This is a genomic window from Bradyrhizobium sp. HKCCYLRH2047 (genome assembly GCF_051168175.1).
Lineage (GTDB): Bacteria > Pseudomonadota > Alphaproteobacteria > Rhizobiales > Xanthobacteraceae > Bradyrhizobium.
In genome coordinates this window covers 193,921-219,764 of sequence record NZ_JBNPUM010000005.1, presented here as the reverse complement: position 1 = coordinate 219,764, position 25,844 = coordinate 193,921, and the positions used below count along the sequence as shown (strand labels likewise).

Below are 25,844 nucleotides of genomic sequence, written 5' to 3'. Positions count from 1 at the left end.
CAACGTTCACGCCGACATTGAACCACGATTGCCGTGATGACATCCCAGAACGAGAGCATGGACGCGCGGGACTGGTCGCTGCTCGGCCTGCTCTCGCTGCTGTGGAGCGGGTCGTTCATCTTCAACGGCCTCGCCTTGAAGGAATTGCCGCCGCTGACGCTGGTGCTGCTGCGCATCGTGCTGGCGGCTGCGATTCTGCTGCCGGTGGCGCGCCTGCGCGGGCTCGGTTTTCCCAGGGGGATTGTCGGTTGGCTGCCGTTCCTCGCCGTGGCGCTGTTCAACAATGTCGTGCCGTTCTGCTTGATCGTGATCGGCCAGACGTTCATCACCTCCGGTCTTGCCGCGGTGCTCAACGCGACCACGCCGCTGTTCACCATCGTGGTAATGGCTGCCGCGGGGGAGGAAAGGCTGTCGGTCCGGCGGGCTGCGGGCCTGATCGTGGGCCTCGTCGGCGTCGTGATCCTGCGAGGCGGATCGGGGCTCGGCGGCTCGGCCGGCGGCTACGGCATCGCCGCGCTGCTGGTGCGCCGCCATCTCGCCCAATCGCCGCCGCTCGCAACCGCCACCTTCCAGCTCTCGGCTTCGAGCGTGATGATGCTGGTCATCGCCGGCACGGTCGACCAGCCCTGGCGTCTCCCGCTTCCCGGGCTGCAGACCTGGGTCGCGGTCATCGGCCTTGCGGCGCTGTCGACGGCATTCGCCTATATCGTGTTCTTCCAGATACTGCGCCGCTCCGGGGCGACCAACGTGATGCTGGTGACCTTGTTGATTCCGTTGACGACGATCCTGCTCGGGTCGCTGGTGCTCGGCGAAAGCATCTCGTTGCGGGAGATCAGCGGTGCGCTGGTGATCGGGAGCGCGCTGCTGGTGATCGATGGTCGCATCCTCAGTGTCATTCGCCTTTCACCGCGACCGTCCTGCTGAACCGTTCACGATCACTTCGTGCCGAACATCCGATCGCCGGCATCGCCGAGACCGGGCACGATGTAGGCGTGGTCATTCAGCTTCTCGTCGATCGCTGCGGTCCAGATCGGGATGTCCGGATGCTCCTTCTCGAACTTGGCGATGCCTTCCGGGGCCGCCAGCAGGCAGACGAAACGGATGTCGCGGGCGCCCCGCGTCTTGAGCAGCTCGGCAGCCGCGCAGGCGGAGTTGCCGGTCGCGAGCATCGGGTCCATCAGGATCACGGTGCGGTCGCTCAGATCCTGGGGCGCCTTGAAGTAGTACTCGACGGCCTGCAGCGTGTTGGGATCGCGGTAGAGCCCGATATGGGCGATGCGCGCGGACGGCATCAGCGCCAGCATGCCGTCGAGGAAGCCGACGCCGGCGCGCAGGATCGGCGCCAGGGTGAGCTTCTTGCCGGCGATCTTCGGCGCCTTCATCGGGGCGATCGGCGTTTCGATGTCGACGAGCTCGAGCGGCAGGTCGCGCGTGACCTCATAGGCGAGCAGCATGCCGATCTCGTTCAGGAGCTCACGGAAGCCCTTGGTCGAGCGGTCACGCTCGCGCATCAAGGAGAGCTTGTGCTGGACCAGCGGGTGATCGACGACGTGAACGCTCGTGTTTGCCATGATTCAAGTCCAGCGGGATCAGAGATTGTGTCGGAGATGGATACGCGCCCGGCTCATGGCAGCACCTCGCGGCGGTCGGCGAGCATCGCCTCGGCCTGGCTGCGGCGCTCGGAGAGGAGCCCGGCGCTGGCGTCCTGGATCAGGTTGAGCAGCACCTGCGCATCGCTGAGCCGCGGCACGGTCACATAGTCGGCGCCGGCATCGTAGAGGTCGTTGACGTCGGCGAGCAGGTCGGCGGTCGCGACGATCTTGGCCGTTGCATTGATGCTGCGCACGTGGCGCACCAGCTTCTCGTTGTTGGCGCCCTTGAGCAGCGAGTCCGGGATGCTCAGGATGATCAACTCGGCCTGGCCGACCCCCGCGTGGATCAGCGTGTCGACATTGCTGATGTCGCCATAGGTCACCTGGATGCCACGATCGGACAGGGTGCGGAAGACGACCGGGTTGAAATCGACCACGCCGATCTGCTCCAGCAGCGCCGGCTCGTTGCGCTCGATCTCGCTGAGGAGGGCGCTGGCCGTGCGGAAGAAACCGAGGAGAACGATCGGCCGTCCGGCGCCGTGCCCGCCCTCATGGCCGGCCTCGCCGTCCTTGCTCGAATCGAGGTCGCGCAGCCCGAGCCGCTTGAGCAGCGGGATGCTTCGCCGCGCGATCGGGTCGGAGCGCACGATGACGAAGGTCGAGAGCACCGCGAGCAGCACGAAGGCAAAGGACGCCGCGCTCGAGGTGCCGTTCTTGAGGTGGCCGGCGGCGGCGCCGGTCTGGATCACCACCAGCGAGAATTCGCTGATCTGGGCAAGGTTGAGCGCCGGCAGCAGGCTGGCGCGCAGGCCCTGCCGCATCATGTAGAGCGGCGTAAAGGTGGTGAGCAGCCGGCTCGCCACCGTGAAGAGCGCGATCACCAGCGCCAGCCCGACCACGGACAGCGTCGGGATCGGGATGGTCATGCCGAGCGCGACGAAGAACAGCGTGATGAAGAAATCGCGCAGGGTCGTGACCTTGGCGGTGACGTCGAGCGCATAGGGGAAGGTCGAGAGCGAGACGCCCGCAACCAGTGAGCCCATCTCGCGCGACAGGTGCAGCCTTTCTGCGATCTCGCCGATCAGGAAGCACCAGGCCAGCGCGCCGAGCAGGATCAGCTCGGGGGTGCGCGCGATGCGGTGGAACACCGGCGGCAAGACGTAGCGGCTGAGCAACAGGGCGATCGCGACCAGCGTGCCGGCGCGGGCGAAAGACAGCAGGATCACGCTGACATGGAGGTCGTCGAGGCTCGGCTGCACCGCCAGAAACAGGATCGCGAACACGTCCTGCAGAACCAGCACGCCGAGCGTGATGCGGCCGGGCAGGGTGTCGAGCTCGCGCTTCTCGTACAGCACCTTGACGATGATGACGGTCGAGGACAGCGCGCAGGCGACGCAGAGATAGAGCGCGTCGTAGCTCTCGGCGCCCATCCGCATGCCGATCGCGACGAAGAACAGGATGCCGAGCGCGGCGCCGCCGAGCAGCTGGACCCCGCCGGCAATCAGAATCACCGGGCCGGCGCGGATGATCTTCTTGAGGTCGATCTCGAGCCCGATCATGAACAGCATGAAGATCAGGCCGAGTTCCGAGATCACGGAAATCGACTCCTGGGACTTGACCCAGCCGGTGCCGAAGGGGCCAATGGCGAAGCCCGCGACCAGATAAGCGAGAATCGAGGGCTGGCGCCATCTGTGCGCCGCCAGTCCAAGCACCCACGCAAACAGGATGCAGAGCGTGATGTCGCCGATCAGTTCATGCATGAAGCAACCCCCGAGGCGGCAACTTATGTCGGGCCGCCGCGCAAGGAAACCCGCAATCTGTCACATCCGGACCGGCGCATTCGCGCTGCTGCTCATCGCAGCTGTTGCGGCCGGCGCGGCGCAGGCGGCCGACGACGTGACCACGACTTTCGCGAGCTCGCTGACGCCAGTTCCGGCGCAGCCCGTCACGGTCACGGGCGCCGTCTACGTCCCCGTCTATTCCAGCGTCGCGATGACCCCGGGCCGAGTCCAGGCCGATTTCTCGGTGACGCTGAGCATCCACAACGCCTCCGAGCAGCGGCCTCTGATCGTCCGGCGCATCAACTATTACGACACGGCCGGCACGCTGGTGGAGGCGCATCTGCGCGAGCCCGTCGCCTTGAGGCCGTTCGCGACCGTCGAGATCTTCGTGCCCGTCAAGGACACCCGCGGCGGCACCGGCGCCAATTTCGTCGTCGACTGGGCCGCGACCGGTGAGATCGCCGAGCCCGTCGTCGAGGCGCTGATGGTCGGCGGCATCGGCGCCGGCCACTACGCCTTCATCAGTCAGGGGCGCCCGATCCGGCTGACCGGGCGATGAGAGCGGGGCGGCTCAGGCCGCCCGCACGTTGTCGAGGAATCTGTCGACCTCCTGCCGCAGCCGGTCGCTCTCCTGCGACAGCGACTGCGCCGCCGACAGCACGCTTCCCGACGCGGAGCCGGTCTGCGAGGCGCCGCGCTGGACGTCGACGATGTTGGTGTTGACCTCGGTGGTGCCGCGCGACGCCTCCTGGATGTTGCGCGAGATCTCCTGCGTCGCCGCACCCTGCTGCTCGACGGCGGCGGCGATGGTCGAGGAGATTTCCGACAGCCGCTCGATCGTCGTGCTGATCTCCCGGATCGCCGACACCGATTCCTGCGTGGCCGCCTGGATGCCCGAGATCTGCTGGGCGATCTCCCCGGTCGCCTTCGAGGTCTGCTCGGCGAGCGCCTTGACCTCGGACGCAACCACCGCGAAGCCGCGGCCGGCATCGCCGGCGCGCGCCGCCTCGATGGTGGCGTTCAGCGCCAGCAGGTTGGTCTGGCCTGCGATGGTGTTGATCAGCTCGACCACGTCGCCGATCCGCGCGGCCGCCTTCGACAGCTCGTTGACGCGGTCGTTGGTGGTGCGCGCCTGATCGACGGCGCCGTTGGCGATGCGCGCCGATTCCTGGACTTGCCGGCTGATCTCGGTCACTGACGAGGTCAGCTCCTCGGTGGCCGAGGCGACCGACTGCACGTTCGTCGCGGCCTGCTCGGACGCGGCGGCCACGGTGGTGGCGAGCTCCTGCGAGCGCGTCGCGTTCGAGGTCAGCGTGCCGGCGGACGTCTCGAGCTGGGACGAGGCCGAGGACACCGTCTGCACGATGCCGCCGATCGCGCTTTCGAATTCGCTGGCGAGCTTGTTCATTCCGGCCTTGCGCTTGACCTCGGCCGAGTGCTGCACAGCCTTCACTTCCTCGCTGTTGAAGCGGACGATGGCCTGCACGGTCTGCAGGTTGCGCAGCGCCTCGCCGATCTCGTCGTCGCGCTCTACCGGAATGCGGTTGTCGAGCTTGCCCTGGCTGATGTTCTGCATCGCGTCGTTGAGCACTTTGAGCGGCCGCAGCACCGCGCGGATGCTCTGCAGGCTGAACGTGGCGCCGATTCCGATGCCCGCCAGGATCATCACCGAAATGATCGCGAGCACCACCAGATATTGACTCTCGGCCTCCTCGTAGAGCGCCTTGCCTTCCTTCACCTGGATCTCGACGAGCTTGTCGAGCTCGTGCTTGGCGGCCTCGAACAGATCATGCCCCTTGGTGGCGATATGCTGGCTCGCTTCGTCGAACTTGCCCTGCTCGAGCAGAGCCAGGCCTGGCCTGATGCCTTCCTCCAGATAGGCCTTGCGCCTGATCGCGAAGGCATCGGCGACAATCTTCTCCTCCGGGGTCAGGTAGCTCGCCATGTAGTCGGCCCAGACCTTGGTGATCCTGGCGCTGTTTCCGTCCACCAGCGCCCTGATGCCGTCAATCGGCTTTCCGGCCTTGCCGTTCGCCGCCGCGGACTGTTGCGACGACATGTTCTGCAAGGTGCGATCGTTAATCTCGAACAATTGCGCCAGCGGAATCGTGCGATCCTCGTACAGCGACTTCATGGCGACATTGGTGGAGCGGGTCGAAATCAGGCCGGCTGCGCCGATGATCAACATGAACACGCCCAGCACCGCGGCCAAGGTCGTCAGGCGCGCTTTGAGCGTACCCGTGAACAGCGACAGGCGGTCGAACACCGAGCGGCGGCGGATGATGCCCGCGCTGATGGTGTAGTCCTGCGCCTTGTTCTGGTTGAGAAGCCCGTACACCTTCTCGGCCTCGGCGCGCTGCTCAGCCGGCAGCTTGGTGCGGATCGAGGTGTAGCCGGTGATCTCGCCATTCTCGCGGATGGCCGACGCGGTCGCCTGCACCCAGTAGAAGTCACCGTTCTTGCGGCGGTTCTTGACGGCGCCGGCCCACGGCTTTCCTTGCTTCAGCGTGTCCCAGAGGTTGGCGAAAGCCGCCTCCGGCATGTCGGGATGGCGGATGATGTTGTGCGGCTGGCCCATCAGCTCGTCGGGGGTGAAGCCGGCGGCATCGACGAACTGCTCGTTGAAATAGGTCAGCTTGCCCTTCAGATCGGTGCGCGAGACGATGAGCGTCTCGTCGGTGATCGGGTATTCATGGGTCGTGACCGGTAGATTCTTGCGCACGGATATGAACTCCACCTGCCCATTGAATCGGATTCGGAATTTGCACTTCGGACGAACGCGAGAAGGCGGTCCGATCGTTAAATGTTGCGTAAAAGATGGGCACCGTAGGACTACGCGTTGTGCATTGCGATGGTTCGAGAGCCGGATACCGTCTCAAACAATCAGCAATAGAGCATGCGAAATCCCTCGTGACGCACGGGCGTCCGAGCTTTCGGCAGCGAGCCCTCGAGACGAGGGCGCAGGGAATGCCGGGTGAAGGCCTCACCCATGGCCCGCCTGCGAAAAAAATGCAGGCGGCAGGTACCACAGGCAAAGCCGTAACCGGCATTCCCTGCGCGATGGTTTTAACGATTTATACGCGATCTCCCCGGGGACCGGGCTTTCTTGCCCCCGTCATCCGCACCAGCGCATCTGCGCCGGCACGAACTTGGCCTCAGCATCGGGAGGTCAGGACCACGCGACTTCATCGTTCGCGGCCGCCATGCCCGTCGTGCATCGCAGCCCACGTCCACCGCATCCCGCCCCAACGTCCGTGACGACGCGTACGCCCCTCGCAACGAGGCGGGATGCGCGGATCATACACGATTTCTGTAAAAAAGAAATAGGAAAGTTTGTGATTGTCGGGCTCTGCCGCATTCTCAGACATGCTCTGCAACGGGGGCCTGGTTCGACACTGCGGGCTCGCGGCTGATTGGCGCTTTGCCGATGCGCGGGGAAGTCACACCTCGCAAGTTGACTGGGAAGTTGGGCGGCTCGATCGCTGCCCCCAGCCGCGGGGGCAATGGCATTCCGCCCTGTATGATGCTATGTGCAAAGCAAGATTCCCGCTGACGGAGCCGTCGTCTCCGCGCCTCGTTTGCACAGGACGGATCACCGCATGAGCATCGGAAACGGCGGACGATTGATCTGGGGTGGCGGCGCCGTTGCGGCGCTCGCGATCGCGGGCCTGGCCATTGCGTTCGCGCAGGGCTTCGGTCTCGACCTCCCGATCTTCAAGCGTGAGGGGACGTCTGCGAGCCGGACTGGCGCGACCGCGCCGAGCGCTCCGACAGACGGTCCGCCCGCTGCTCCGCAGCGCGCTGCGGCGGCTGAGCCGGGTGCGGCAGACAAGGGCGGCGCGAGCCAAGCCGCGGCAGCGCTCGCCAGCGCGCAGCAACAGGCCAGCGGACTGGCTTCGCTGCTGGCGCCGGTGGCGCCGCCGGCGGCCGAGAGCGATGGGCCGTCGTTCGACGTCGTCAGCGTGGAGCCGTCGGGCGACACCGTCGTTGCCGGCCGTGCGGCGCCCGGCGCCACTGTCGAGTTGCTGCGCAACGGCGAGCCGCATGCGCGAGTGGTGGCCGATCGCTCGGGGCAATTTTCCATGGTGCCGCCGCCGCTGCCCGCCGGGACGTTCGAGTTGACGTTGCGGGCCAAGCAGCCGGACGGCCGCGAGATCTCGTCCAAGCAGAGCGTCGCGGTGGTGGTCGAGGCCGGCAAGCGCCCGGCCACCGTCGCGGTGATCGCGCCGGACCAGCCGACACGCGTGCTGTCGAAGCCGGCCGCATCGGTGCCGCTGGCGGTCGCGGTCGAGGCCGTCGACTTCGAGCCGAACGGCAATCTGCGCGTCGGCGGCCGCGCACGGCCCGGGGCCACCGTCCGGATCTATCTCAACGACCGGCTGGTCGACACCGCGACGGCCGGTGCAGATGGCCGCGTCGCGACGACCATCAAGGATGCCGCCTGGGCCGGCAAGGACCGGCTGCGGCTCGACGAGGTGGATGCCAAGACCGGCGCCGTGCAGGCGCGGGCCGAGGTGCCGTTGAATGTGCCGGAGGCGCTGACCACGGCCTCGCTGCCTGCGGCGGGGGGCCAGGGGCAGGGAAGCGGCGGTGCTCCCGGCGCGCGCACGCAGCTTGCATCGGCGTCGCCGGCCGACCTGAAGGACGTTGCCGCGTCACCCGCGCGCAGCGGCGCGAGGACGATCACCGTGTCACGCGGCGACAGCCTGTGGCACATCAGCCGCCGGCTCCTCGGCGAGGGCACGCGCTACGCAGTCATCTACCGCGCCAATCGCGAGCAGATCCGCCGGCCGGATCTGATCTATCCGGGCCAGGTGTTCGTGCTGCCGGCGAAGCGCTAGCTGCGCAGCACAAAGGATTTTGACTTCTGTACGTGCTTGCACCTGAGCGCGCTGCTCGCGCCGTTGCGCTAAGATGGCCGTCAGCATTGTCTCACGAGGTTTCCATGCACGATCTCACCCGCTGCGTTCAGCATCCCGCCGTGTCGCAGGACGGCTTCAAGTCGCTGGCGGTTCCGACCCATCGCGCCTCGACGATCGTCTATGACGAGCCGCAGGACTTTGCGCGGCGCGCCGAGCGTGGTCTCGACGGTTACACTTATGGCCTGCATGGCACGCCTACGACGCGGACCCTGGAGGCGCAGATCAGCGCGCTGCATGGTGGCGAGCGCACCGTGCTGGTCCCGTCCGGACAGGCCGCGGTCGCGATCACGATGCTCGCCGTGCTCAAGCCCGGCGACAAGGTGCTGATCCCCGATCACGTCTATCCGCCGGTGCGTCATCTGTGCGCGAACTATCTCGCCGCGCGCGGGATTTCGCATGAGGTCTACGACCCGCTGATCGGCGGCGGCATCAGCGATCTCATCGATGCCAGCACGAAGCTGATCTGGCTGGAATCGCCGGGCTCGGGAACGATGGAGGTGCAGGACGTTCCTGCCATCGCGCGGGCCGCAAAAGTGCGCGGCGTGCTCACCGGCTGCGACAACACCTGGGCGAGCCCGCTGTTGTTCAAGCCGCTGGCGCATGGCGTCGATTTCGCGGTGGAGGCGCTGACCAAATATGTCGGCGGTCATTCCGACCTGCTGCTCGGCTCGATCACCGTCAGGGACCTGAGCTTGCGCAAGGCGCTCAAGGACGTGCTGGGCGTGCTCGGTATCGGCGTGTCGCCGGATGAGGCGGCGCTGGCGCTGCGCGGCATCGAGACCATGGGAGTCCGCATGGCGCATTCGGGACGCGTCGCGCGTGAGTTTGCCGAGCTGCTGCAACAGTCGCCGGCGGTCGCGCGCGTGCTGCATCCGGCGTTGCCGTCCTGTCCCGGCCACGAAATCTTCGCGCGCGACTTCAAGGCTGCGAGCACGGTGTTCAGCGTCGTCATCAGGCCGGAGTTTACCGCGCGGATCTATCCGGCGCTCGGACATCTCAGCCTGTTCGCCATCGGCGCCTCCTGGGGCGGCACCCACAGCCTGATTGCGCCGATGGATGTCACGGCCGATCGCACGGTGCGCGCATGGAATGCCGCGGAAGGATTGGTGCGGCTGAGCATCGGGCTGGAGGAGCCGGGCGAGTTGTGGGAAGACCTGTCGCGATTTCTGGAAGCGCTGGTGGCGTGAGGCTGTCGCCGAGCACGATTGAGCGCTTTGAGGCTGAACCTCTCTCCCCGCGTCATTCCGGGGCGCGCGCGCCCCGGAATGACGCGGGGAGAGATTAGAGGCTCAGCAGGCAGTGCATTTCGCTGATATGGGCCAAGCCCAGATCAGCATCGGCTGCTACCCCGCGCTCAGCCGCACACCCGCGCGCAGGAATTTCTGCGGGTCGACGGCTTCGCCGTCGATGCGGGTCTCGTAGTGCAGATGCGGGCCGGTCGAGCGGCCGGTTGAGCCGACCTCGCCGATGATGTCGCCGATCTTCACCTGCTGGCCGACCTTGACGTTGATCTCGGAGAGATGGCCGTAGCGGGTGGAGAGGCCGTTGCCGTGGTCGACCTCGACCATGCGGCCGTAGCCGCCGGCCCAGCCGGCATTCACCACCTTGCCGTTGGCGGTGACGCGAACGGGATCGCCGGTGGCGGCGCGGAAGTCGAGGCCGGTGTGCATCGCCGGGCGGCCGAGGAATGGATCGGAGCGCACGCCGAAGCCGGAGGTGAACTCGACCTCGCCGATCACTGGCTTGCGATAGGGCACCAGCGACAGCGTGCGGTTCATCTTCTCGACCTGCGCGCGGGTGATGTTGATACGGTAGAGCTGGCGTTCGAACGGACCGGATTCGGCGCCGAGCTTGACCGGAACGAACGGGCCGCCCATGCCGCCCTTTGGCGCGGCCGCTTCGAGCTGGCCCATGTCCAGGCCGAGATCGGTGATGACGCCGCGCATCCGGCGCAGCTTCGATTCCAGCGTCTCCTCGGCCGAGGACAGCATCGCGACCTGCCGCGCCTCGACCTGGTCGAGCGAGCGCGTCAGCCGCGTCAGCACGTTGTCGACGCCGGCGAGCTTGGTCGATGGATTCGGCTGCGCATTCGCCATCACGGGGCTGCGCGATTCGAGCCGGGCCTCGCGGTCCGGCGGCGCGGTGAAGATCACGGTGTCGCTGATCGGCGACGGTTTTGGCGCGGCTGTCGCCGATGGCGGCTCGATCGCGACCGGCGCACGCGCCGGGGGGCGGATCGAGCCGGTGATGTCGGGCATGCTGCCGAGCGCGGTGGCGCGTCCCTCGAGCGCGGTCTGGCGCTTGAGGATCTGGTCGAGCTTCTGGTCGAACTGCTCCTGGTCGAGCAGTTGCCGGCTGGTGGCGCGGTCGACCTTGGCGCGCAGCTCGGCGATGCGGTCCTCATAAGCGTATTGCATCTCGGCCTGGCGCGCGATCAGCCGCGTCAACACGTCGTCGCGGAACGCGAAATAGGTCGCGGTCGCCGCCGACCACAGCCCGAGCAGGCTGACGGTGCCGACCACGATCCAGAACACCACGGGGCCGATGCGCACCTGCTTGCCGGCATGCACCAGCGTGTAGTCGCTCTGCGATGCGGCGGCGACGGGCGCCGGATGGCTGGCGGGTGCGCGCCGATGATGGTGGGCGTGCCCGCGGTCATGAGGATGGTGCTGGGGATATTCGGCGTGATGGCCGGAACGATACGACATCGGCACTCCCGCGCCGGCCGGAGATCGTCGTTCCGGCGGCGTCATTTACGGGAGCGATTTGACCCCTGCATGGTTAATTTTCCCCCAACGCTTTCAGGCGCATTCTCAGAGCGCGCGCGCCGCCGCCAGCACCGCGTCGGCATGGCCGTCGACCTTGACGTTGCGCCACACCTTGGCGACGCGGCCGTCGGCGCTGATCAAGACGGTGCTTCGGATGATGCCGAGAAACTTGCGGCCATAGAGCGACTTCTCGCCCCAGGCGCCGTACGCCTCCAGCATCTCATGCTTCTCGTCCGAGATCAGGGGGACGGCGAGATCGTGCTTGTCGCGGAAATTGTCCTGCGCCTTGACCGAATCGGCGGAGACGCCGAGCACGGCGGCGCCGGCAGCGGCGAAGTCCTTTGACAGGCGGGTGAAGTCGATCGCCTCCTTGGTGCAGCCGGGCGTATTGGCCTTGGGATAGAAGAACAGCACGAGCTTCTGGCCGCTGTAGTCGGCGAGCGAGACGGTTCCGCCGCCATCGCGTGGCAGCTTGAACGCGGGTGCCTTGGCGCCCTCAGCAAGGCCCGTTCCGCTGGCAGCCGGCGCTGCGGGCTTGACCTTCGCAGCGGCGGCCTTGGTGGTCGGCGTCTTGGTGGTCAGCGTCTTGGCGGTCACCGCCTTGGCGGAGGTCGTCTTGGCGGCTTTCGTCACGGCCGGTTTGGCCGTCTTCTTGGTGGCCTTCTTGGCCGCGGTGGCGAGCCGGTTCCCGTCAATCGTCCCGTAGGACGCCGGGTTGGAGGATTTCTTTCGTGATTCCTTCGACATACGCCTTCCTTTCGTCGCTTTCGGCGGCTCAAAAATGAAAGTATCTCGGTTCTTGTCCGGTGTCCCGGGATCGATCTGGAATCCGTGCTTCGCGGCGCGCTGGGGTTCGCGCCTCTTGCGATGAAGCGAAGATCATGGCTACCAGCAGGCGTGAGCACCAGCGCAGTTGAGCACAGTGCAATGACGACTCTCGTACCGTCTCCGGATCAGACGTCCCCGCCACAAATTTCGTCCGGCGGTGGAGAGGCGCCGGTCCGCTGGCGCGAGCAGGTGGGCAAACCTGACGGCGGCGGGGTATAGTGACGAGGATTCCGCGCGTCGTCCGCGCCGCCAGCGAAGCGCCATCGGGCGTGTTGACAGCACCCGCCGAAGCGTGACGGGATCATTGGGGCATCGACTCCTGCCGGCAGTGAGCACGCGCGCTGCGTGAACGGGCGGGGCCACATCGGCGACCAACCTGGCCGAGGCCAGATTGGCACGACTATTTCGGACACGAGGGGCCGGCACCGAGAGGCAATGGCAAGACAGACATCACCCCAGCGGCCCCATCTGCAAGCGGACACCCAGGGCCAGCAGTGGGATGAGGCCGACTGGGATGTGGCCGACCAGTATGAGGCTGCCGCCGAGCACGACGAGATGGTCGGGCAGCGCGCCCGGAGCCTGTTGTCGCGGCCCGATTCGGGCGGGAGCACCGGTCGATTCGGCGGGGCGCGCCCGCGACTGCCGGGCGGCCGGGTGGCCAAGCGCGTCGTCATCACGCTGGCATCGCTCATGCTGCTCGTCGGGCTCGGATTCGCCGGCCTGTGGCTGCGGCTCGGTGCGGGCCCGATCAGCCTCGACATCGCGACGCCATGGCTCGCGGCGGCGATCGAGGACAATATCGGCCACGGCAACACCGTCGAGGTCGGCGGCACCCAGATCGAACGCGCGGGGCGGATCAGGATCGCGGTCCGGATCCGCGACATCATCGTGCGCGACCAGGATCACGCCATCGTCGCCAGCGCGCCCAAGGCCGAGGTGCGGCTGTCCGGCGCCGCGCTGCTGATGGGCCAGCTGCGTGCCGAAAGCCTCAAGCTGGTCGACGCCGAGCTCGCGATTCGCATCACGCCGGACGGCACCGTCACGGTGTCGACGGGTGAGACCAACAAGCCGCTGGCGACGGGCGTCGCCTCCAAGCGCGACGCCGGCCTGCCGCCGACATTCCCGCGGCCGGGACAGGCCGCGCCACTGCCTGGTGCACCGGGACCGCAGGCCGGCTCGCAGCCGTCGGCACCGGCCACGGCGACATTGCCCGCGACCGCCGCGCCTGCGCCGAACGGCCTGCTCGCCGGCCTCGACTGGCTCGATAGCCTCAGCCTGACCGGGCTCGATGGCCAGAACCTGAACGAGATCGGCTTGAAGAACGGCGTGCTGATCGTCGACGACCAGCAGCGCGGCAACAAATGGACGTTCGAGAACATCAGCCTCAGCCTGCGCCGTCCGTCCGGCGGCGGGGTGGCGCTGAGCCTCGGCGAAGAGGGCGCCAGGCCGTGGTCGCTGCGCATTCTGGTCGGGCCCCAGGCCAACGGCGTGCGCACGGTGGACATCAAGGCCGACAAGGTCTCCACCAGCAACATCCTGCTGGCGATGCGGCTCAAGGATCTCACCTACATGGCGGACCTGCCCATGACCGGCGAGATCAAGGGCGAGCTCGCGCGCGACGGGCTGCCGACCTATCTGCGCGGCAAGATCAACATCGGCGCGGGCAAGATCATCGACACCGATACGCCCGACTATCCGATGGCGATCGACTCGGCCGAGATCAGCATGGAATGGGACGCCGGACGCCGCGTGCTGATCGCGCCGTTGAAGGTGATCTCTGGCGCCAACCGCATCACGCTCAACGCCAATCTCGAGCCGCCGAACGACACCGCGAACGACTGGCGGCTGGGTCTCAACGGCGGCACCATCCTGCTCGGCGCCATCGAAAACGAGCCACCGCTGATCTTCAACCGCATCTCGATCAACTTCCGCTTCGACACCGAGGGCAAGCGCGTGCTGCTGACGCAGGCCGAGGTGTCCAACGGTGAAATCGGCGTCGCCGGCACCGGCAGCGTCGAGTATGCCGGAGAGCCGCGGCTGAAGCTCGGCTTCGCCGCGACGCCGATGCCCGCGCTGGCGATGAAACGGATCTGGCCGGCGCTGATCGTGCCGGAGGTGCGGGCCTGGATCATCGAGCGCATCGAGCGCGGCTCGGTGCAGCGGATCGACGTCGCCGTCAATTCGCCGACGCGCAACCTGCCGCGCAAGGGGCCGCCGATTCCCGACGATGGTCTCGACGTCAACATCGTCGCCACCAATGTCACCGTGCATCCGGTCGACGGCCTGCCGTCGGTGCGCGATGCCGACGTGAAGGCGCATGTCACCGGCCGCACCGCGACGGTGACGATCGGGCAGGGCGTCGCGGATACGCCGGCCGGGCGCAAGCTCAACTTCTCCGACGTCGTGTTCGAAGTGCCGGACATGGCGCCGAAGCCGTCGCCGTCGCGGGTGCGCATGCGCGTCGAGGGCCAGGTCGCCGCGGCCGCCGAGATCCTCGCCTCTGACCGGCTCAACGATCTGTCGTCGATGCCGATCGATCCCAACCAGACCAAGGGAACGTTCCAGGCCAGCGTCAATCTCGCGATGCCGGTCAAGGGCGAACTGACCAAGGCCGACACCAGCTACGCGGTCACGGCCGATCTCAACGGCTTTGCCGCCGACAAGCTGGTGATGAACCAGAAGCTCGAGGCCAACACGCTCAAGATCGTGGCCAACACCGCCGGCTATCAGGTGAAGGGCGACGTCAAGATCAACGGCCAGCCGGCCACGCTCGACTATCGCAAGCCGACCGAGGGCGACGCCGACATCAAGATGCAGGCGATCCTCGATGATGCGAGCCGCGCCCGGCTCGGCATGGATCTGGGCACCGCGATCACCGGCAACGTGCCGCTCAAGCTCAACGGCAAGATCGCAGGCTCCGCCGATCGCGACAGCCGGCTCGGTGTCGAGGCCGATCTGACCCAGCTCAAGCTCGACAATCTGCTGCCGGGCTGGGTGAAGAATCCGGGCAAGGCGAGCAAGGCCACCTTCAACGTGGTCGCCAAGCAGCAATCGACCCGCTTCGAGGACATCAACATCGAAGGCGGTGGCGTCTCCATCAAGGGCTCGCTGGAAGTCGACCAGAACGGCGACCTGATGAACGCCAACTTCCCGACCTATTCGCCGTCGGAAGGTGACAAGACGCAGCTCAAGGCCGAGCGCGGCCAGGACGGCGTGCTGAAGCTGTCGATGCGCGGCGACGTGTTCGACGGCCGCGGCTTCCTGAAGTCGGCCATCTCCGGGACCAACAAGGACGCCGACAAGAACAAGGCGCGCTCGAACCTCGACTTCGACGCCGAGGTCAAGCTCGGCGCCGTCGCCGGCTTCAACGGCGAGGCGCTGCGCAGCGTCGACGTCAAGCTCTCCCGGCGCGGCGGCGCCTTCAAGAGCTTCAATTTGACCGGCAAGGTCGGCCGCGACACGCCGGTCACGGCCGACATCCGCGTCGGCCGCGAGGCGCCCAGCTCCGATCCGCGCGCGCGCCGTCAGGGCCGCGAGGTGATCTATCTCGTGACCAACGATGCAGGCGCGCTGCTGCGCTTCGCCGACACCTATTCCAAGATGGCCGGCGGCGAGCTGGAGCTGGCGATGGAGCCGCCGACGGCCGATTCCAGCCCCAAGGAAGGCTTGGCGATCGTTCGCAACTTCACCGTCAGGGGTGAGCAGGCGCTCGACCGCGCCGCTTCCGGTGCGGCCCAGGGCGCGTCACAGGGCATCGCCTTCACGATGCTGCGCGCAGAGTTCACGCGGCAGAACGGGCTGCTCTCGATCCGCGACGGCGTGGTCAAGGGGCCGACGCTCGGCCTGACCATCGAGGGCAGCATCGACTACAACGTCAACCAGGTCCGCGCCTCCGGCACGATCGTGCCGCTGTACGGGCTGAACAACATGTTCAACCAGATCCCGATCGTCGGCCTGTTCCTCGGCGGCAGCAATGAGGGCCTGTTCGGCGTGACCTACGAGGTCGTCGGCACGCCGAGCCAGCCTGTGGTGCGCATCAATCCGATCTCGGCCATGCTGCCGGGCGTGACGCGCAAGATCATGGATTTCAACACCGGCAAGCAGCAATACCCGCCGGCGGAGCTGCCGCCGAACAATTGACGCGGCCGGCCGTCGGCGTCGGCGACGTCAACAGAGCGGATCGATGCGGTCAGGCCGCTCTGACGCCAGCAAGGAAGGTGTCGACCTCGCGGGAGAGCTGCTCGGCCTGCTTGGAGAGGTTGCCGGCGGCGATCAGCACGTGGCTCGCGGCGCCGCCGGTCTCGTTGGCCGCCGTCGAGACGCCGCCGATATTAGCGGTGACCTCACGGGTGGCCTGCGCGGTCTGGGTGACGTTGCGCGCGATCTCCGCGGTGGCCGTTCCCTGTTCCTCGATCGCCGATCCGATCGTGGCCGCGATCGCGGACACTTCCTCGATGGTCAGGGTGATGCCGTCGAGCGCGCCGACCGCTTCCCGCGTCGCGTTCTGGATCTGGGCGATGCGGTCGCCGATCTCCTGCGTGGCCTGTGCGGTCTGGCTGGCCAGGCTCTTCACCTCCGCTGCGACCACCGCGAAGCCGCGCCCGGCTTCGCCGGCGCGCGCGGCCTCGATCGTGGCGTTGAGCGCCAGCAGGTTGGTCTGGCCCGCGATGCTGGAGATCAGCTCGGCGACGTGCTCGATCTGCTTGGCGCCGTCGGCCAGGGCGCGGACGATCCCGTCGGTATGGCGCGCGCTTTCGACGGCGCGTCCGGTAACCTCGGCCGATTGGGCGACCTGACGGCTGATCTCGGTGATCGACGAGGTCAATTCCTCGGCGGCGGTGGCGACCGTCTGGACGCGCGAGCTCGCTTCATTCGCGGCGGAGCTGACGGCGGTCGCGCGCGCATTGGTGCTCTCGGCGGTGCCGGTCATCGATTTCGCCGTGGCCTCGAGCTCTCCGGCGCCGGACGCCATCAGGGCCACGAGCTGGCCGACGGAGGCATCGAAGCGGTCGGCCATCGCGATCAGCGCGTCGCGCTTGTCCGCTTCGCTGCGCTGCTTGGATGCGGCCTGCTCATGCTCCAGCATGCGGGCGGTGATCGCGGTCTTGCGCAGCACCTCCAGGGTCTCGGCCATGCGGCCGATCTCGTCGCCGCGTTCGGTCTCGGCGACCGGCTGCTCGAGCCGCCCGCCGGCGATGTCCTGCATGCGATCCTTCAGCCGATGCAGCCCGCCGACCACATTGTGCGAAATCAGGAAGGACAAGATGCCGAGCAGCACGAGCAGCGCCGTGCCGATGCCGGCGAGCCGCATCAGCAGGGCATAGACGTCCGCCTCGATATCGTCGACATAGAGCCCGTAGCTCATGACGATGTTCCACGGCGCGAAGGCGCGGACGAAGACGACCTTCCGCAGCGGCTCGGTCTGGCCGGGCCGCGGATAGAGGTAGGAGGTCGTGCTGCCTTCCGGTTTCTGCTGCGCGGCCTTGATCTGCGCATCGGCGATCATGACGCCGTTGGCGTCCTTGGTGCCGAGGATCTTGCCTTCCAGCTTCTCATTTGCGGCATTCAGAAGAAGCGCCGAATCGGCTGCGTTGTAGGCGATCGGATAGCCCTGGCCGTTGTTGAACGTCATTCGTCGCGCAAGATAGCGGAACTTGTTCTTGGCTTCGTCCACCGACATTTTTCCTGCCGCGACCTCCGTCTGCAGCGTCTCCGCGAGACCGTAGACGAGGTCCACCGCCGTATGCATCTGGGTGATGCGGTCCTCCAGCATCCGCGCGCGGCTGAGCCAGCCGGAGACGGCGACGATCGCGATCACCGTTGCGATCGCAAGGAGCACCATGCTCGCGAGCTTGGTGCGGAACTTCATGCGGCTGAGCAGTGTCACGGCGTCCTCTTCGTTGTTGTTGCCAAAACAACTATCATCAAGCTGCTTACTAATCATGAACGCGTGGTTGTTGCGTGCCGTCCACTATGTGGACGTGCGGCGCTCGCCGCTCGTGAGCACGTCTTAATCGGGCGCACGCCAACTACGTGCGAAGGGCGGGAACGACCAGGAACGGGATCATCCCGATGACGACGCTCACGAGCGCCAGCAGAATGACGGCATCATAGCCGTGAGTGAGATCGTGGATGACGCCGCCGCTCCACGATCCCAGCGCCGAGCCGAGCCCGCTGCCGATCGTGATCGTGCCGTAGATGGTGCCGAGCCGCCTGCCGCGGAAGATCTTCATCGCGGTGGCCGACAACAGCGGCCCGCGCGAGCCGATCATGCTGCCGAAGCAGACGACGAAGCCGCCGAGCAGGAAGATGTTCGGCGCAAATTGCAGCGCCCACAGCATCAGGATTCCTGCGATCGATACGGCGTAGGAGAACAGCACCGACGGCCGCCGGCCGATCAGCCCGTCGAGAGCGGAGACGCCGAGCATGCCGAACAGCAGCACCACGCCCGAGAAGCCCCAGGCGGTGGCGGCCTGCAGCGGCGCAAAGCCGGCATCGATCAGATAGGCGACGACCTGCGGCGCGATCGCATACATGCCGATGGCGGTGAAGAAGAAGGTCGAGAACAGCGCCCAGAAGGCGTGGTGGCGCAGCGCGCGCGACAACGTCCAGGCGTCATCAGCGAGCTCGTCGCTGATCGGCCTGGTGATGTGAGGCGCGCCGGCGGCGAACAGCCGCCACGGTAGCAACGCCAGCGGCACCAGCAGACTGAAGGCTGCAGCGCCGAACGCCTGATAGGTGCTGCGCCAGCCGATGGCGTCGATCAGCAGTTGCGAGCCCGGCAGCAGGATCAGCACGCCGGCGCCGGTCGCCGAATAGATCACCGCCATCGCGGTCGGCAGCTTCTTGCCGAACCAGCGGCCGAGCAGGATCGAGTTGGGGACGTTGCCGATCAGCGCGATGCCGATGCCGACGCACAGGCCGATGCTGATCTGGAACTGCCACAGCGCCCGCGCGTGCGCCGCGGCCGTGAAGGCTGTGCCGAGCAGCAGGAGGCCGAGCGCATAGACGGCGCGCGGCCCGGTGTGGTCGAACAGCCGTCCGATCAGCGGCGCGGCGAGGCCGCCGGCGAGCGCCGTCAGCGAATAGATCGAGACCACCTCGGAGCGGTCCCAGCCGAAGCCGTCGGAGATCGGCTTGAGGAAGACGGTAAAGCTTTCTCCCAGCCCGCGGCCGAGCACCGACAGCGCGAAGCACAGGCCCAGCACCACGAACGCCAAGTGCGTTCGTGGTCGAGCTGTCGGGCTTTCCTCGGCTTGCGCAGGCTCTTGCGGCGCGCTGATCGTCATACCGTCAGGGAGCGCCTTTCGGCGTTCCCTGACAAGCAGGCAAAAACGAATGCGGCTATGCAGGCTTGACCAGCACGTGGCGCTTCTTGCCCAGCGACAGCTTGATCACGCCCTCGCTGGTCAGCGCCGCCGGCGTCAGTGCCATCTTTTCGTCGGTCACCGCGACGTCGTTGACGCGCAGGCCGCCGCCCTTGATCTGCCGCCGCGCCTCGCCGTTGGAGGCGACGAGGCCGGCCTTGACGAAGGCATTGAGCACGCCGAGGCCCGCGTCGAGCTCAGCCTTTGCGACCTCGACGGTCGGCAGGTTCTCGGCGATCGCGCCTTCCTCGAAGGTGCGGCGCGCGGTCTCGGCCGCGGTCCGCGCCGCTTCTTCGCCGTGCAGCAGCGTGGTCGCCGCATCCGCCAGCGCCTTCTTGGCCTCGTTGATCTCGGCGCCCTGGAGCGCGCCGAGCTTTTCGATCTCCGACAGCGGCAGCGTCGTGAACAGCTTGAGGAACTTGACGACGTCGGCGTCCTCGGTGTTGCGCCAGTACTGCCAGAAATCATACGGGCTGCACTGGTCGGCATTGAGCCAGATCGCCCCCTGCGCGGTCTTGCCCATCTTGGCGCCCGAGGCGGTGGTCAGCAGCGGTGTCGTCAGCGCGAAGAGCTGTTCGGTGCCCATGCGGCGGCCGAGCTCGACACCGTTGACGATGTTGCCCCACTGGTCCGAGCCGCCCATCTGGAGCCGGCAGCCGGTGCGGCGCGCCAGCTCGACGAAGTCGTAGGCCTGGCAGACCATGTAGTTGAACTCGATGAAGCTCATCTCCTGCTCGCGCTCGAGCCGCAGCTTCACCGAGTCCATGGTCAGCATGCGGTTGACCGAGAAGTGCCGGCCGATGTCGCGCAGCATCTCGATCCACTTGAGCTGGGTCAGCCATTCGGCGTTGTCGAGCATGATGGCATCTGTCGCGCCGTCGCCGTAGCGCAGCACCTTGGCGAACACGCCGCGGATCGAGGCCTTGTTGGCCTCGATCTCCTCGACCGTGCGCATCGCGCGGGTCTCGTCCTTGCCGGAGGGATCTCCGACCATGGTCGTGCCGCCGCCCATCAGGGTGATCGGCTTGTTCCCGGTCTGCTGCAGCCAGTACAGCATCATCATGGTCAGGAAGTTGCCGATGTGCAGCGAGCGTGCGGTGCAGTCATAGCCGACATAGGCGGTCGCCTGGCCCTTGGCGGCGAGCGCATCCAGGCCCTCGAAATCCGAGCACTGATGGATGAATCCGCGGCTCTGCAGCACGTTCAGGAAATCAGACTTGAAGCCAGTCATTGTCGGCGACTCTGAGCATTTGTTTACGGTATTGACCTGATGTCGCGGCGGGGTGCGGTAGGGCACATGCCGCGGATACGGGCGTTGTGGCATTATAAGATGCGCCGGGCTTGTACAAGCATGGGCGCGGCCCGGGCGGGACCTCAAATCGGCCGTACTTGGCAAGCAGGGCAGGGTTTTCGGGTTCGACTGCAATGATTCTGACCGCACTTGGCCTCATGAGTGGCACCTCGCTCGACGGGGTGGACGTGGCCCTGATCGAGACCGACGGGCGGCAGATCAAGAGGCTCGGCCCCACGGGCTACCGGGCCTATGGCGCCGCCGAGCGCAGCCTGCTGCGCGAGGCGCTCGCCGATGCGGTGCAGATCGAGCGGCGCGAGGCGCGTCCCGGGCGGGTACGCGATGCCGAGCGCGCCGTGACGGTGGCGCACGCCGAGGCGATCGCCGCGTTCCTGGCGCAGCACCGGCTCAAGCCTGAGGACATCGACATCATCGGCTTCCATGGGCAGACCGTGCTGCACCGCCCGGAACGCCGCCTGACGGTGCAGATCGGCGATGCCGCCGCGCTCGCCAAGTCCGTCCATATCCCGGTGATGCACGATTTCCGCGCCGCCGACGTCGATTTCGGCGGGCAGGGCGCGCCGTTCGTGCCGGTCTATCACCGTGCCCTGGCGCAATCGCTGTCACGCCCCGGGCCGATCGCCGTGGTCAATATCGGCGGCGTCTCCAACATCACCTATATCGATGGCGACGACGTGCTGATCGCCTGCGACACCGGTCCGGGCAATGCGCTGCTCGACGACTTCATGCACCGCGCGACCGGCCAGGCGTTCGATCAGGATGGCCGCGTGGCGGAGCAGGGCAGGCCGGACGAGGCCTGGATCACGAGCGCGCTCGACATGCCCTTCTTCGCGCTGCCGCCGCCGAAATCGCTCGACCGCAACGATTTCGCCGCGCTGAAGCTCGGCGATGTGACGCCGGCGGACGGGGCCGCGACCCTGACGGCGTTCACGGCGGCTGCGATCGCCCGCGTCGTTCCGCTGCTGCCGAAGCCGCCGGCGAGCTGGATCGTCTGCGGCGGCGGCGCCCGCAACCATACCATGATGCGGATGCTGCGGGAGCGTGTCGCTCCGGCGAGCGTCGAATCGGCCGATGCGCTGGGCTGGTCGGCTGACGCGATCGAGGCCCAGGCGTTCGGCTTCCTGGCGGTCCGCGGCATGAAGGGCCTGCCGCTGAGCTATCCCACCACCACCGGGGTGCCGTTTCCGATGACCGGCGGAGTGATCGCGCGTCCGTGATCCATGCAATTGCATGAATCTTGACAGTTCCATGCGTGTGCATCTAGTTTGATGCATCTGCATCAAACTGCCGAGGATGTCATGTCGCCCTCCCTGAAGCTGATCAGCCACAAGCTCTGCCCCTATGTGCAACGCGCCGTCATCGCGCTCACCGAGAAGGGTGTCGCGTTCGAGCGGATCGACATCGATCTTGCCGACAAGCCCGACTGGTTCCTGAAGATCTCGCCGCTCGGCAAGGTGCCGGTGCTGGTGGTGCCGACGGCGCAGGGCGAGGTGGCGGTGTTCGAGAGCAACGTGATCTGCGAGTACATCGAGGACGCGCAGCCGGCTGTGAGGCTGCATCCCGAGGACGCGCTGGCCCGCGCGCAGCATCGCGCCTGGATGGAGTTCGGCTCGGCGATCCTCGGTGATCTCTGGGGCCTGGAGACGACGCAGGATGCCGCCGTCTTCGCGGCCAGGCGTGAGGCGCTGACGGCGAAGTTCGCGCGCGTCGAGGACGCGCTGGGCGAGGGGCCGTATTTCAATGGTGCGCGTTTCAGCCTGGTCGACGCGGTGTTTGCGCCGGTCTTCCGCTATTTCGATGTGTTCGATGGCTATGCCGATCTCGGCATCTTTGCTTCAACGCCGAAGGTTCGGGCCTGGCGTGATCAGTTGGCGCAGCGGCCGAGTGTGAGGACGGCGGTCGGCGCCGATTATCCGACGCTGCTGCGCGCGTTCCTTGTGAGGCACGACGCTTATTTGTTGAAGCAGGCTGCTTGAGAAAGTACGCGAGGCGTAGGGTAGGCCAAGCGATCAGATCGGTGCAAAGCGCTGATCTGATCGCGTGCCCACCATTGGCTCAGCATGCACACATGAAGTCGGTGGGCACGGCGCGTTGGACTCGCCTTTGCCCACCCTACAGAACATCGCCCGGCCTCACCTCACATTGGCGAGGCGCATGTCCAGATAGGCCGTGATCGTCTCCATGAGCGGCTCGAGCTTGCCGTCGAAGAAGTGGTTGGCACCGGGGATGACCTGCTGGTCGATCACGATGCCCTTTTGCGTCTTCAGCTTCTCGACCAGCGTGTTGACGTCCTTGGGCGGCACCACCGCATCGCGCTCGCCGTGCACGATCAGGCCGGAGGACGGGCAGGGCGCCAGGAACGAGAAGTCGTAGAGGTTGGCGGGCGGCGCGATCGAGATGAAGCCCTCGACCTCCGGGCGGCGCATCAGGAGCTGCATGCCGATCCAGGCGCCGAACGAGAAGCCGGCGACCCAGCAGGCGCGAGCCTCGGGGTTGATGGTCTGCGCCCAATCGAGCGCGGAGGCCGCATCGGACAGCTCGCCGGTGCCGTGGTCGAACGAGCCTTGGCTGCGGCCGACGCCGCGGAAATTGAAGCGCAGCACCGAGAAGCCGCGATGCGCGAAGGCGTAGTAGCACTGGTACACGATCTGATGGTTCATCGTGCCGTGGAACTGCGGATGCGGATGCAGGATCATCGCGATCGGCGCGTTCTTCTGCTTCGCCGGATGGTAACGGCCTTCGAGGCGGCCGGCCGGACCGTTGAAGATGACTTCAGGCATCAGAGAATCCTTGGCAGAGCGTCGACCGACTTCGTCCATGCTTCATCTGGCGCCTCGCCGAAGAGTCAGCAGGGGACATCAGCAGGAAAAGTGGTGATCGAGCGCCATCCGTTCGCTTGGACGGAGCGGCGCTGGCGTGACTGGAAGTTGGCCTTCTAGCATGGAGCGCAGGGCAAAAAGCAAGGATTTTCAACGCCCGGCGAGGGGGCTGCGGCGGGGATGCCGAGCGTGCCATCGAAGCGGCTGCGGGGCGAGGCGGCCGCGGAGCGTGCCCCGAATGCGCCTGCAATCTGATGAAAATACAGGCGTTTTCGTCACCAGCCGCGGCCGCTTCAGCGCGCCGCCACCACCGTCTGCTCCAATGGCGCAACCGCGCTGCGATAGCGGCGGCTGCCCTGGACGGATTGGCCGCCGTCGAAGGTCAGGTCGAACTCGCCTGATGGCAGAACCGAAAGCGCGGTGACCCTGGTCATGTTGACGAGCCGGCCGCGATGGATGCGCACCAGCGCGAAGCGGGCGAGTTCGGCCTCGGCGGCCGACAAGGTGCCGCGGATCAGATGTCGCCTGCCGCCGGCCATGGCGTATTCCACGTAGTTGCCGGCCGCAGCGACCCACAGGATGTCGGCCGGCGCGACGCGGATGCGGCTCGCGCCGTCGCGCAGCCAGAGCGTGGCAGGGGCAGGAGGCTCGGATCGCCGTGTCGGCTCTTGGAGGGCGCTCGCGCGATAGCCGTCATATAGCCAGAGCGTGGCACCGATGAGCAGCGCCGTCATGACGTCCTTGCGGAACTCGTACACGATGGTGGCGAGCGAGAACTGGAAGTCGTAGGCGCCGCCAGCGCCCCACATCAGCAGCTTGCGCAGCATCACCATGCCGGTGATGTGGAGCAGGGAGAAGACGATGACGGCGGCAACGGCGAGCGCGATGAGACGGACAGGGGCGGCCGGGCCCCGCCGGATCAATCGAACGGTGACGACCAGCAGCGGCGCCAGCAGGATGATGACGATGATGCTCGTCATCTCCCACAGCAGCTGCTTTTCTAGATCATAGGCGGCTCCCCGCCTGACGGCATCGTGGGCGGCCGAGAGGGCGTTGACGACGCCGATGCCGAGCGAGAGCCCGGCCATGATGGCGTAGAAGCTCCGATCATTCGGACGCAGCATCGAGCCGACAAGCTTGTTCATGGCACCGGACCCGCTATCTCAATCTCGCGCCCGACGATACCACGCTGGCCGTCGCGCATCATCATGGTGCCGACGAGCCATGGTCGTTCGTGGCCCGAGTTGATATGAACGGACCGATGGCCGACAGGATCTATCTCGACTGGAACGCGACGACGCCGCTTCGACCGCAAGCGCGCGCGGCGGTGATCGCCGCCATGGACCTGGTCGGCAATCCCTCGTCGGTTCATGCCGAAGGCCGCAAGGCGCGGCGGCTGATGGAGGAGGCCCGCGAGGTCATCGCCCGCGGGCTCGGTACCGTTGCGCGCCGCGTCGTGTTCACCTCCGGCGGAACCGAGGCCAATGTGCTCGCTTTGAGCCCAGGTCTGCGGGCGCCGGCCGGCCCGGTCGAGCGGCTGCTGGTGTCGGCGGTCGAGCATGCCTCGGTGCTGGCCGGCGGCCGGTTCGCGCCATCGGCGGTGCAGACGATCCCGGTCGATGCCTCGGGCGTGGTCGATCCCGGCCGCCTGGAAGCCCTGCTGGCCGGGGGACCGCGGGCGCTTGTGTCCGTCATGGCCGCCAACAACGAGACCGGGGTGCTTCAACCGGTTTCGAAAGTTGCTGAGATCGTGTACCAGGCGGGCGGCCTGCTGCATGTCGACGCGGTCCAGGCATTTGGGAAAATACCCCTCGATATCAAACAGATGGGCGCGGACCTTGTGACCATCTCTGCGCACAAGATCGGCGGACCCAAGGGCGTCGGCGCGCTGGTTCTGGGCGCCGGCGTGGAGGAGCCGATTCCGGTTCTCCGCGGTGGCGGCCAGGAGCGCGGTCGCCGGGCTGGAACCGAAAACATGGCCGGAATTGCCGGATTTGGCGCCGCAGCCGGCGCTGCCCTGGCTGAGCTCGAGGTCGACCTGCCCCGGATCACGGCGCTGCGCGACCGGCTGGAAACGGGCCTTCGTCAGACCGCCGGCGTGACGGTATTTTCCTCCGAAGCGGCGCGGCTTCCGAATACGACGCTGTTCACGGCGCCGGGGCTCAAGGCCGAGACGGCCGTGATCGGGTTCGATCTCGAAGGGATCGCGGTGTCTTCCGGCTCGGCCTGCTCGTCCGGTAAGGTCCAGCCATCCCATGTCCTGGAAGCGATGGGCGTCGGTTCCGCAGCGGCGCAGGGAGCGGTGCGCCTCAGTCTGGGCTGGTCCACGACCGAGGCGGATGTCGATCGCGGCCTGCAGGCTTGGCGAAAGCTGTCATTGACCCTACTTAAAGGTGGCGACGAAACCGTGCTTGAGCGATTCTAAGGGCGTGATTTCGTCCGCGAAACGTCGTAA

Annotated in this window: 18 protein-coding genes; 8 read left to right on the top strand and 10 right to left on the bottom strand. The window is 66.8% G+C overall.

The window, feature by feature from the left end:
- Nucleotides 1–36: 36 nt before the first annotated feature.
- The gene (locus ACQR1D_RS14220; protein ID WP_434839475.1) at nt 37–924 is read left to right on the top strand and encodes a DMT family transporter; all 888 of its coding nucleotides are present in this window, start codon (nt 37–39) and stop codon (nt 922–924) included.
- Between the two features lie 11 nt (nt 925–935).
- On the opposite strand, the gene upp is transcribed toward ACQR1D_RS14220, so the two are convergent.
- Together upp and ACQR1D_RS14210 are read right to left on the bottom strand one after the other, a co-directional pair.
- Nucleotides 936–1,571 carry a uracil phosphoribosyltransferase gene (gene upp / locus ACQR1D_RS14215; protein WP_315800151.1) on the bottom strand — a complete coding sequence of 212 codons (636 nt, stop codon included), beginning with the start codon at nt 1,569–1,571 and terminating at the stop codon, nt 936–938.
- Between the two features lie 53 nt (nt 1,572–1,624).
- On the bottom strand, nt 1,625–3,352 hold the full coding sequence (locus ACQR1D_RS14210) for a cation:proton antiporter (RefSeq protein ID WP_315800150.1): 1,728 nt from the start codon (nt 3,350–3,352) through the stop codon (nt 1,625–1,627).
- 25 nt (nt 3,353–3,377) lie between these two features.
- On the opposite strand from ACQR1D_RS14210, the gene ACQR1D_RS14205 reads away from it, so the two are divergent.
- The gene (locus tag ACQR1D_RS14205) at nt 3,378–3,932 is read left to right on the top strand and encodes a DUF3124 domain-containing protein (RefSeq protein WP_434839476.1); all 555 of its coding nucleotides are present in this window, start codon (nt 3,378–3,380) and stop codon (nt 3,930–3,932) included.
- Between the two features lie 12 nt (nt 3,933–3,944).
- Here ACQR1D_RS14205 and ACQR1D_RS14200 read toward each other — a convergent pair whose 3' ends face one another.
- Nucleotides 3,945–6,095 (bottom strand): methyl-accepting chemotaxis protein, encoded by a 2,151-nt coding sequence (locus tag ACQR1D_RS14200; protein WP_315800148.1) that lies wholly within the window; start codon nt 6,093–6,095, stop codon nt 3,945–3,947.
- A gap of 877 nt (nt 6,096–6,972) precedes the next feature.
- Between ACQR1D_RS14200 and ACQR1D_RS14195 the strand changes: the two genes are divergently transcribed.
- On the top strand, nt 6,973–8,214 hold the full coding sequence (locus ACQR1D_RS14195) for a LysM peptidoglycan-binding domain-containing protein (protein ID WP_434839477.1): 1,242 nt from the start codon (nt 6,973–6,975) through the stop codon (nt 8,212–8,214).
- Between the two features lie 104 nt (nt 8,215–8,318).
- Nucleotides 8,319–9,482: a trans-sulfuration enzyme family protein gene (locus tag ACQR1D_RS14190; RefSeq protein WP_434839478.1), complete on the top strand. Its 1,164-nt coding sequence runs from the start codon at nt 8,319–8,321 to the stop codon at nt 9,480–9,482.
- 156 nt (nt 9,483–9,638) lie between these two features.
- On the opposite strand, the gene ACQR1D_RS14185 is transcribed toward ACQR1D_RS14190, so the two are convergent.
- Nucleotides 9,639–11,003: a peptidoglycan DD-metalloendopeptidase family protein gene (locus ACQR1D_RS14185; protein WP_434839479.1), complete on the bottom strand. Its 1,365-nt coding sequence runs from the start codon at nt 11,001–11,003 to the stop codon at nt 9,639–9,641.
- 105 nt (nt 11,004–11,108) lie between these two features.
- A complete protein-coding gene (locus ACQR1D_RS14180) occupies nt 11,109–11,810 on the bottom strand; it encodes a peroxiredoxin (RefSeq protein WP_434839480.1) in 702 nt (233 codons plus the stop codon).
- Between the two features lie 516 nt (nt 11,811–12,326).
- Here ACQR1D_RS14180 and ACQR1D_RS14175 point away from each other — a divergent pair.
- Nucleotides 12,327–16,031 (top strand): YhdP family protein, encoded by a 3,705-nt coding sequence (locus ACQR1D_RS14175; protein ID WP_434839481.1) that lies wholly within the window; start codon nt 12,327–12,329, stop codon nt 16,029–16,031.
- A 49-nt stretch (nt 16,032–16,080) separates the two neighbouring features.
- Here the strand turns inward: ACQR1D_RS14175 and ACQR1D_RS14170 are convergent, their stop codons facing one another.
- The 3 genes from ACQR1D_RS14170 to tyrS form a co-directional block, all read right to left on the bottom strand.
- Complete coding sequence (locus ACQR1D_RS14170; RefSeq protein WP_434839482.1) at nt 16,081–17,778, bottom strand: methyl-accepting chemotaxis protein; 1,698 nt, start codon at nt 17,776–17,778, stop codon at nt 16,081–16,083.
- A 142-nt stretch (nt 17,779–17,920) separates the two neighbouring features.
- The gene (locus ACQR1D_RS14165) at nt 17,921–19,180 is read right to left on the bottom strand and encodes an MFS transporter (protein WP_434839483.1); all 1,260 of its coding nucleotides are present in this window, start codon (nt 19,178–19,180) and stop codon (nt 17,921–17,923) included.
- A gap of 55 nt (nt 19,181–19,235) precedes the next feature.
- Entirely contained in the window at nt 19,236–20,489 is a 1,254-nt protein-coding gene (gene tyrS / locus ACQR1D_RS14160; RefSeq protein ID WP_315800138.1) for a tyrosine--tRNA ligase, read from the bottom strand.
- A gap of 194 nt (nt 20,490–20,683) precedes the next feature.
- On the opposite strand from tyrS, the gene ACQR1D_RS14155 reads away from it, so the two are divergent.
- Nucleotides 20,684–21,787 carry an anhydro-N-acetylmuramic acid kinase gene (locus tag ACQR1D_RS14155; protein ID WP_434839484.1) on the top strand — a complete coding sequence of 368 codons (1,104 nt, stop codon included), beginning with the start codon at nt 20,684–20,686 and terminating at the stop codon, nt 21,785–21,787.
- Nucleotides 21,788–21,868: 81 nt separating this feature from the next.
- Complete coding sequence (locus tag ACQR1D_RS14150; protein WP_434839485.1) at nt 21,869–22,546, top strand: glutathione S-transferase family protein; 678 nt, start codon at nt 21,869–21,871, stop codon at nt 22,544–22,546.
- Between the two features lie 156 nt (nt 22,547–22,702).
- Here ACQR1D_RS14150 and ACQR1D_RS14145 read toward each other — a convergent pair whose 3' ends face one another.
- Together ACQR1D_RS14145 and ACQR1D_RS14140 are read right to left on the bottom strand one after the other, a co-directional pair.
- Entirely contained in the window at nt 22,703–23,350 is a 648-nt protein-coding gene (locus ACQR1D_RS14145) for an alpha/beta hydrolase (RefSeq protein ID WP_008971476.1), read from the bottom strand.
- Between the two features lie 332 nt (nt 23,351–23,682).
- Entirely contained in the window at nt 23,683–24,534 is an 852-nt protein-coding gene (locus tag ACQR1D_RS14140) for a LytTR family DNA-binding domain-containing protein (protein WP_434839486.1), read from the bottom strand.
- A gap of 116 nt (nt 24,535–24,650) precedes the next feature.
- On the opposite strand from ACQR1D_RS14140, the gene ACQR1D_RS14135 reads away from it, so the two are divergent.
- Complete coding sequence (locus ACQR1D_RS14135) at nt 24,651–25,814, top strand: cysteine desulfurase family protein (protein WP_434839487.1); 1,164 nt, start codon at nt 24,651–24,653, stop codon at nt 25,812–25,814.
- Nucleotides 25,815–25,844 lie beyond the last annotated feature (30 nt).

What these genes read in the sequence shown, in the direction of transcription:
- ACQR1D_RS14220 (WP_434839475.1), top strand. Translation starts at nt 37, where the DNA reads ATGACATCCCAGAACGAGAGCATGGACGCGCGGGACTGGTCGCTGCTC.
- upp (WP_315800151.1), bottom strand. Translation starts at nt 1,571, where the DNA reads ATGGCAAACACGAGCGTTCACGTCGTCGATCACCCGCTGGTCCAGCAC.
- ACQR1D_RS14210 (WP_315800150.1), bottom strand. Translation starts at nt 3,352, where the DNA reads ATGCATGAACTGATCGGCGACATCACGCTCTGCATCCTGTTTGCGTGG.
- ACQR1D_RS14205 (WP_434839476.1), top strand. Translation starts at nt 3,378, where the DNA reads ATGTCGGGCCGCCGCGCAAGGAAACCCGCAATCTGTCACATCCGGACC.
- ACQR1D_RS14195 (WP_434839477.1), top strand. Translation starts at nt 6,973, where the DNA reads ATGAGCATCGGAAACGGCGGACGATTGATCTGGGGTGGCGGCGCCGTT.
- ACQR1D_RS14190 (WP_434839478.1), top strand. Translation starts at nt 8,319, where the DNA reads ATGCACGATCTCACCCGCTGCGTTCAGCATCCCGCCGTGTCGCAGGAC.
- ACQR1D_RS14185 (WP_434839479.1), bottom strand. Translation starts at nt 11,003, where the DNA reads ATGTCGTATCGTTCCGGCCATCACGCCGAATATCCCCAGCACCATCCT.
- ACQR1D_RS14180 (WP_434839480.1), bottom strand. Translation starts at nt 11,810, where the DNA reads ATGTCGAAGGAATCACGAAAGAAATCCTCCAACCCGGCGTCCTACGGG.
- ACQR1D_RS14175 (WP_434839481.1), top strand. Translation starts at nt 12,327, where the DNA reads ATGGCAAGACAGACATCACCCCAGCGGCCCCATCTGCAAGCGGACACC.
- ACQR1D_RS14165 (WP_434839483.1), bottom strand. Translation starts at nt 19,180, where the DNA reads ATGACGATCAGCGCGCCGCAAGAGCCTGCGCAAGCCGAGGAAAGCCCG.
- tyrS (WP_315800138.1), bottom strand. Translation starts at nt 20,489, where the DNA reads ATGACTGGCTTCAAGTCTGATTTCCTGAACGTGCTGCAGAGCCGCGGA.
- ACQR1D_RS14155 (WP_434839484.1), top strand. Translation starts at nt 20,684, where the DNA reads ATGATTCTGACCGCACTTGGCCTCATGAGTGGCACCTCGCTCGACGGG.
- ACQR1D_RS14150 (WP_434839485.1), top strand. Translation starts at nt 21,869, where the DNA reads ATGTCGCCCTCCCTGAAGCTGATCAGCCACAAGCTCTGCCCCTATGTG.
- ACQR1D_RS14145 (WP_008971476.1), bottom strand. Translation starts at nt 23,350, where the DNA reads ATGCCTGAAGTCATCTTCAACGGTCCGGCCGGCCGCCTCGAAGGCCGT.
- ACQR1D_RS14140 (WP_434839486.1), bottom strand. Translation starts at nt 24,534, where the DNA reads ATGAACAAGCTTGTCGGCTCGATGCTGCGTCCGAATGATCGGAGCTTC.
- ACQR1D_RS14135 (WP_434839487.1), top strand. Translation starts at nt 24,651, where the DNA reads ATGGCCGACAGGATCTATCTCGACTGGAACGCGACGACGCCGCTTCGA.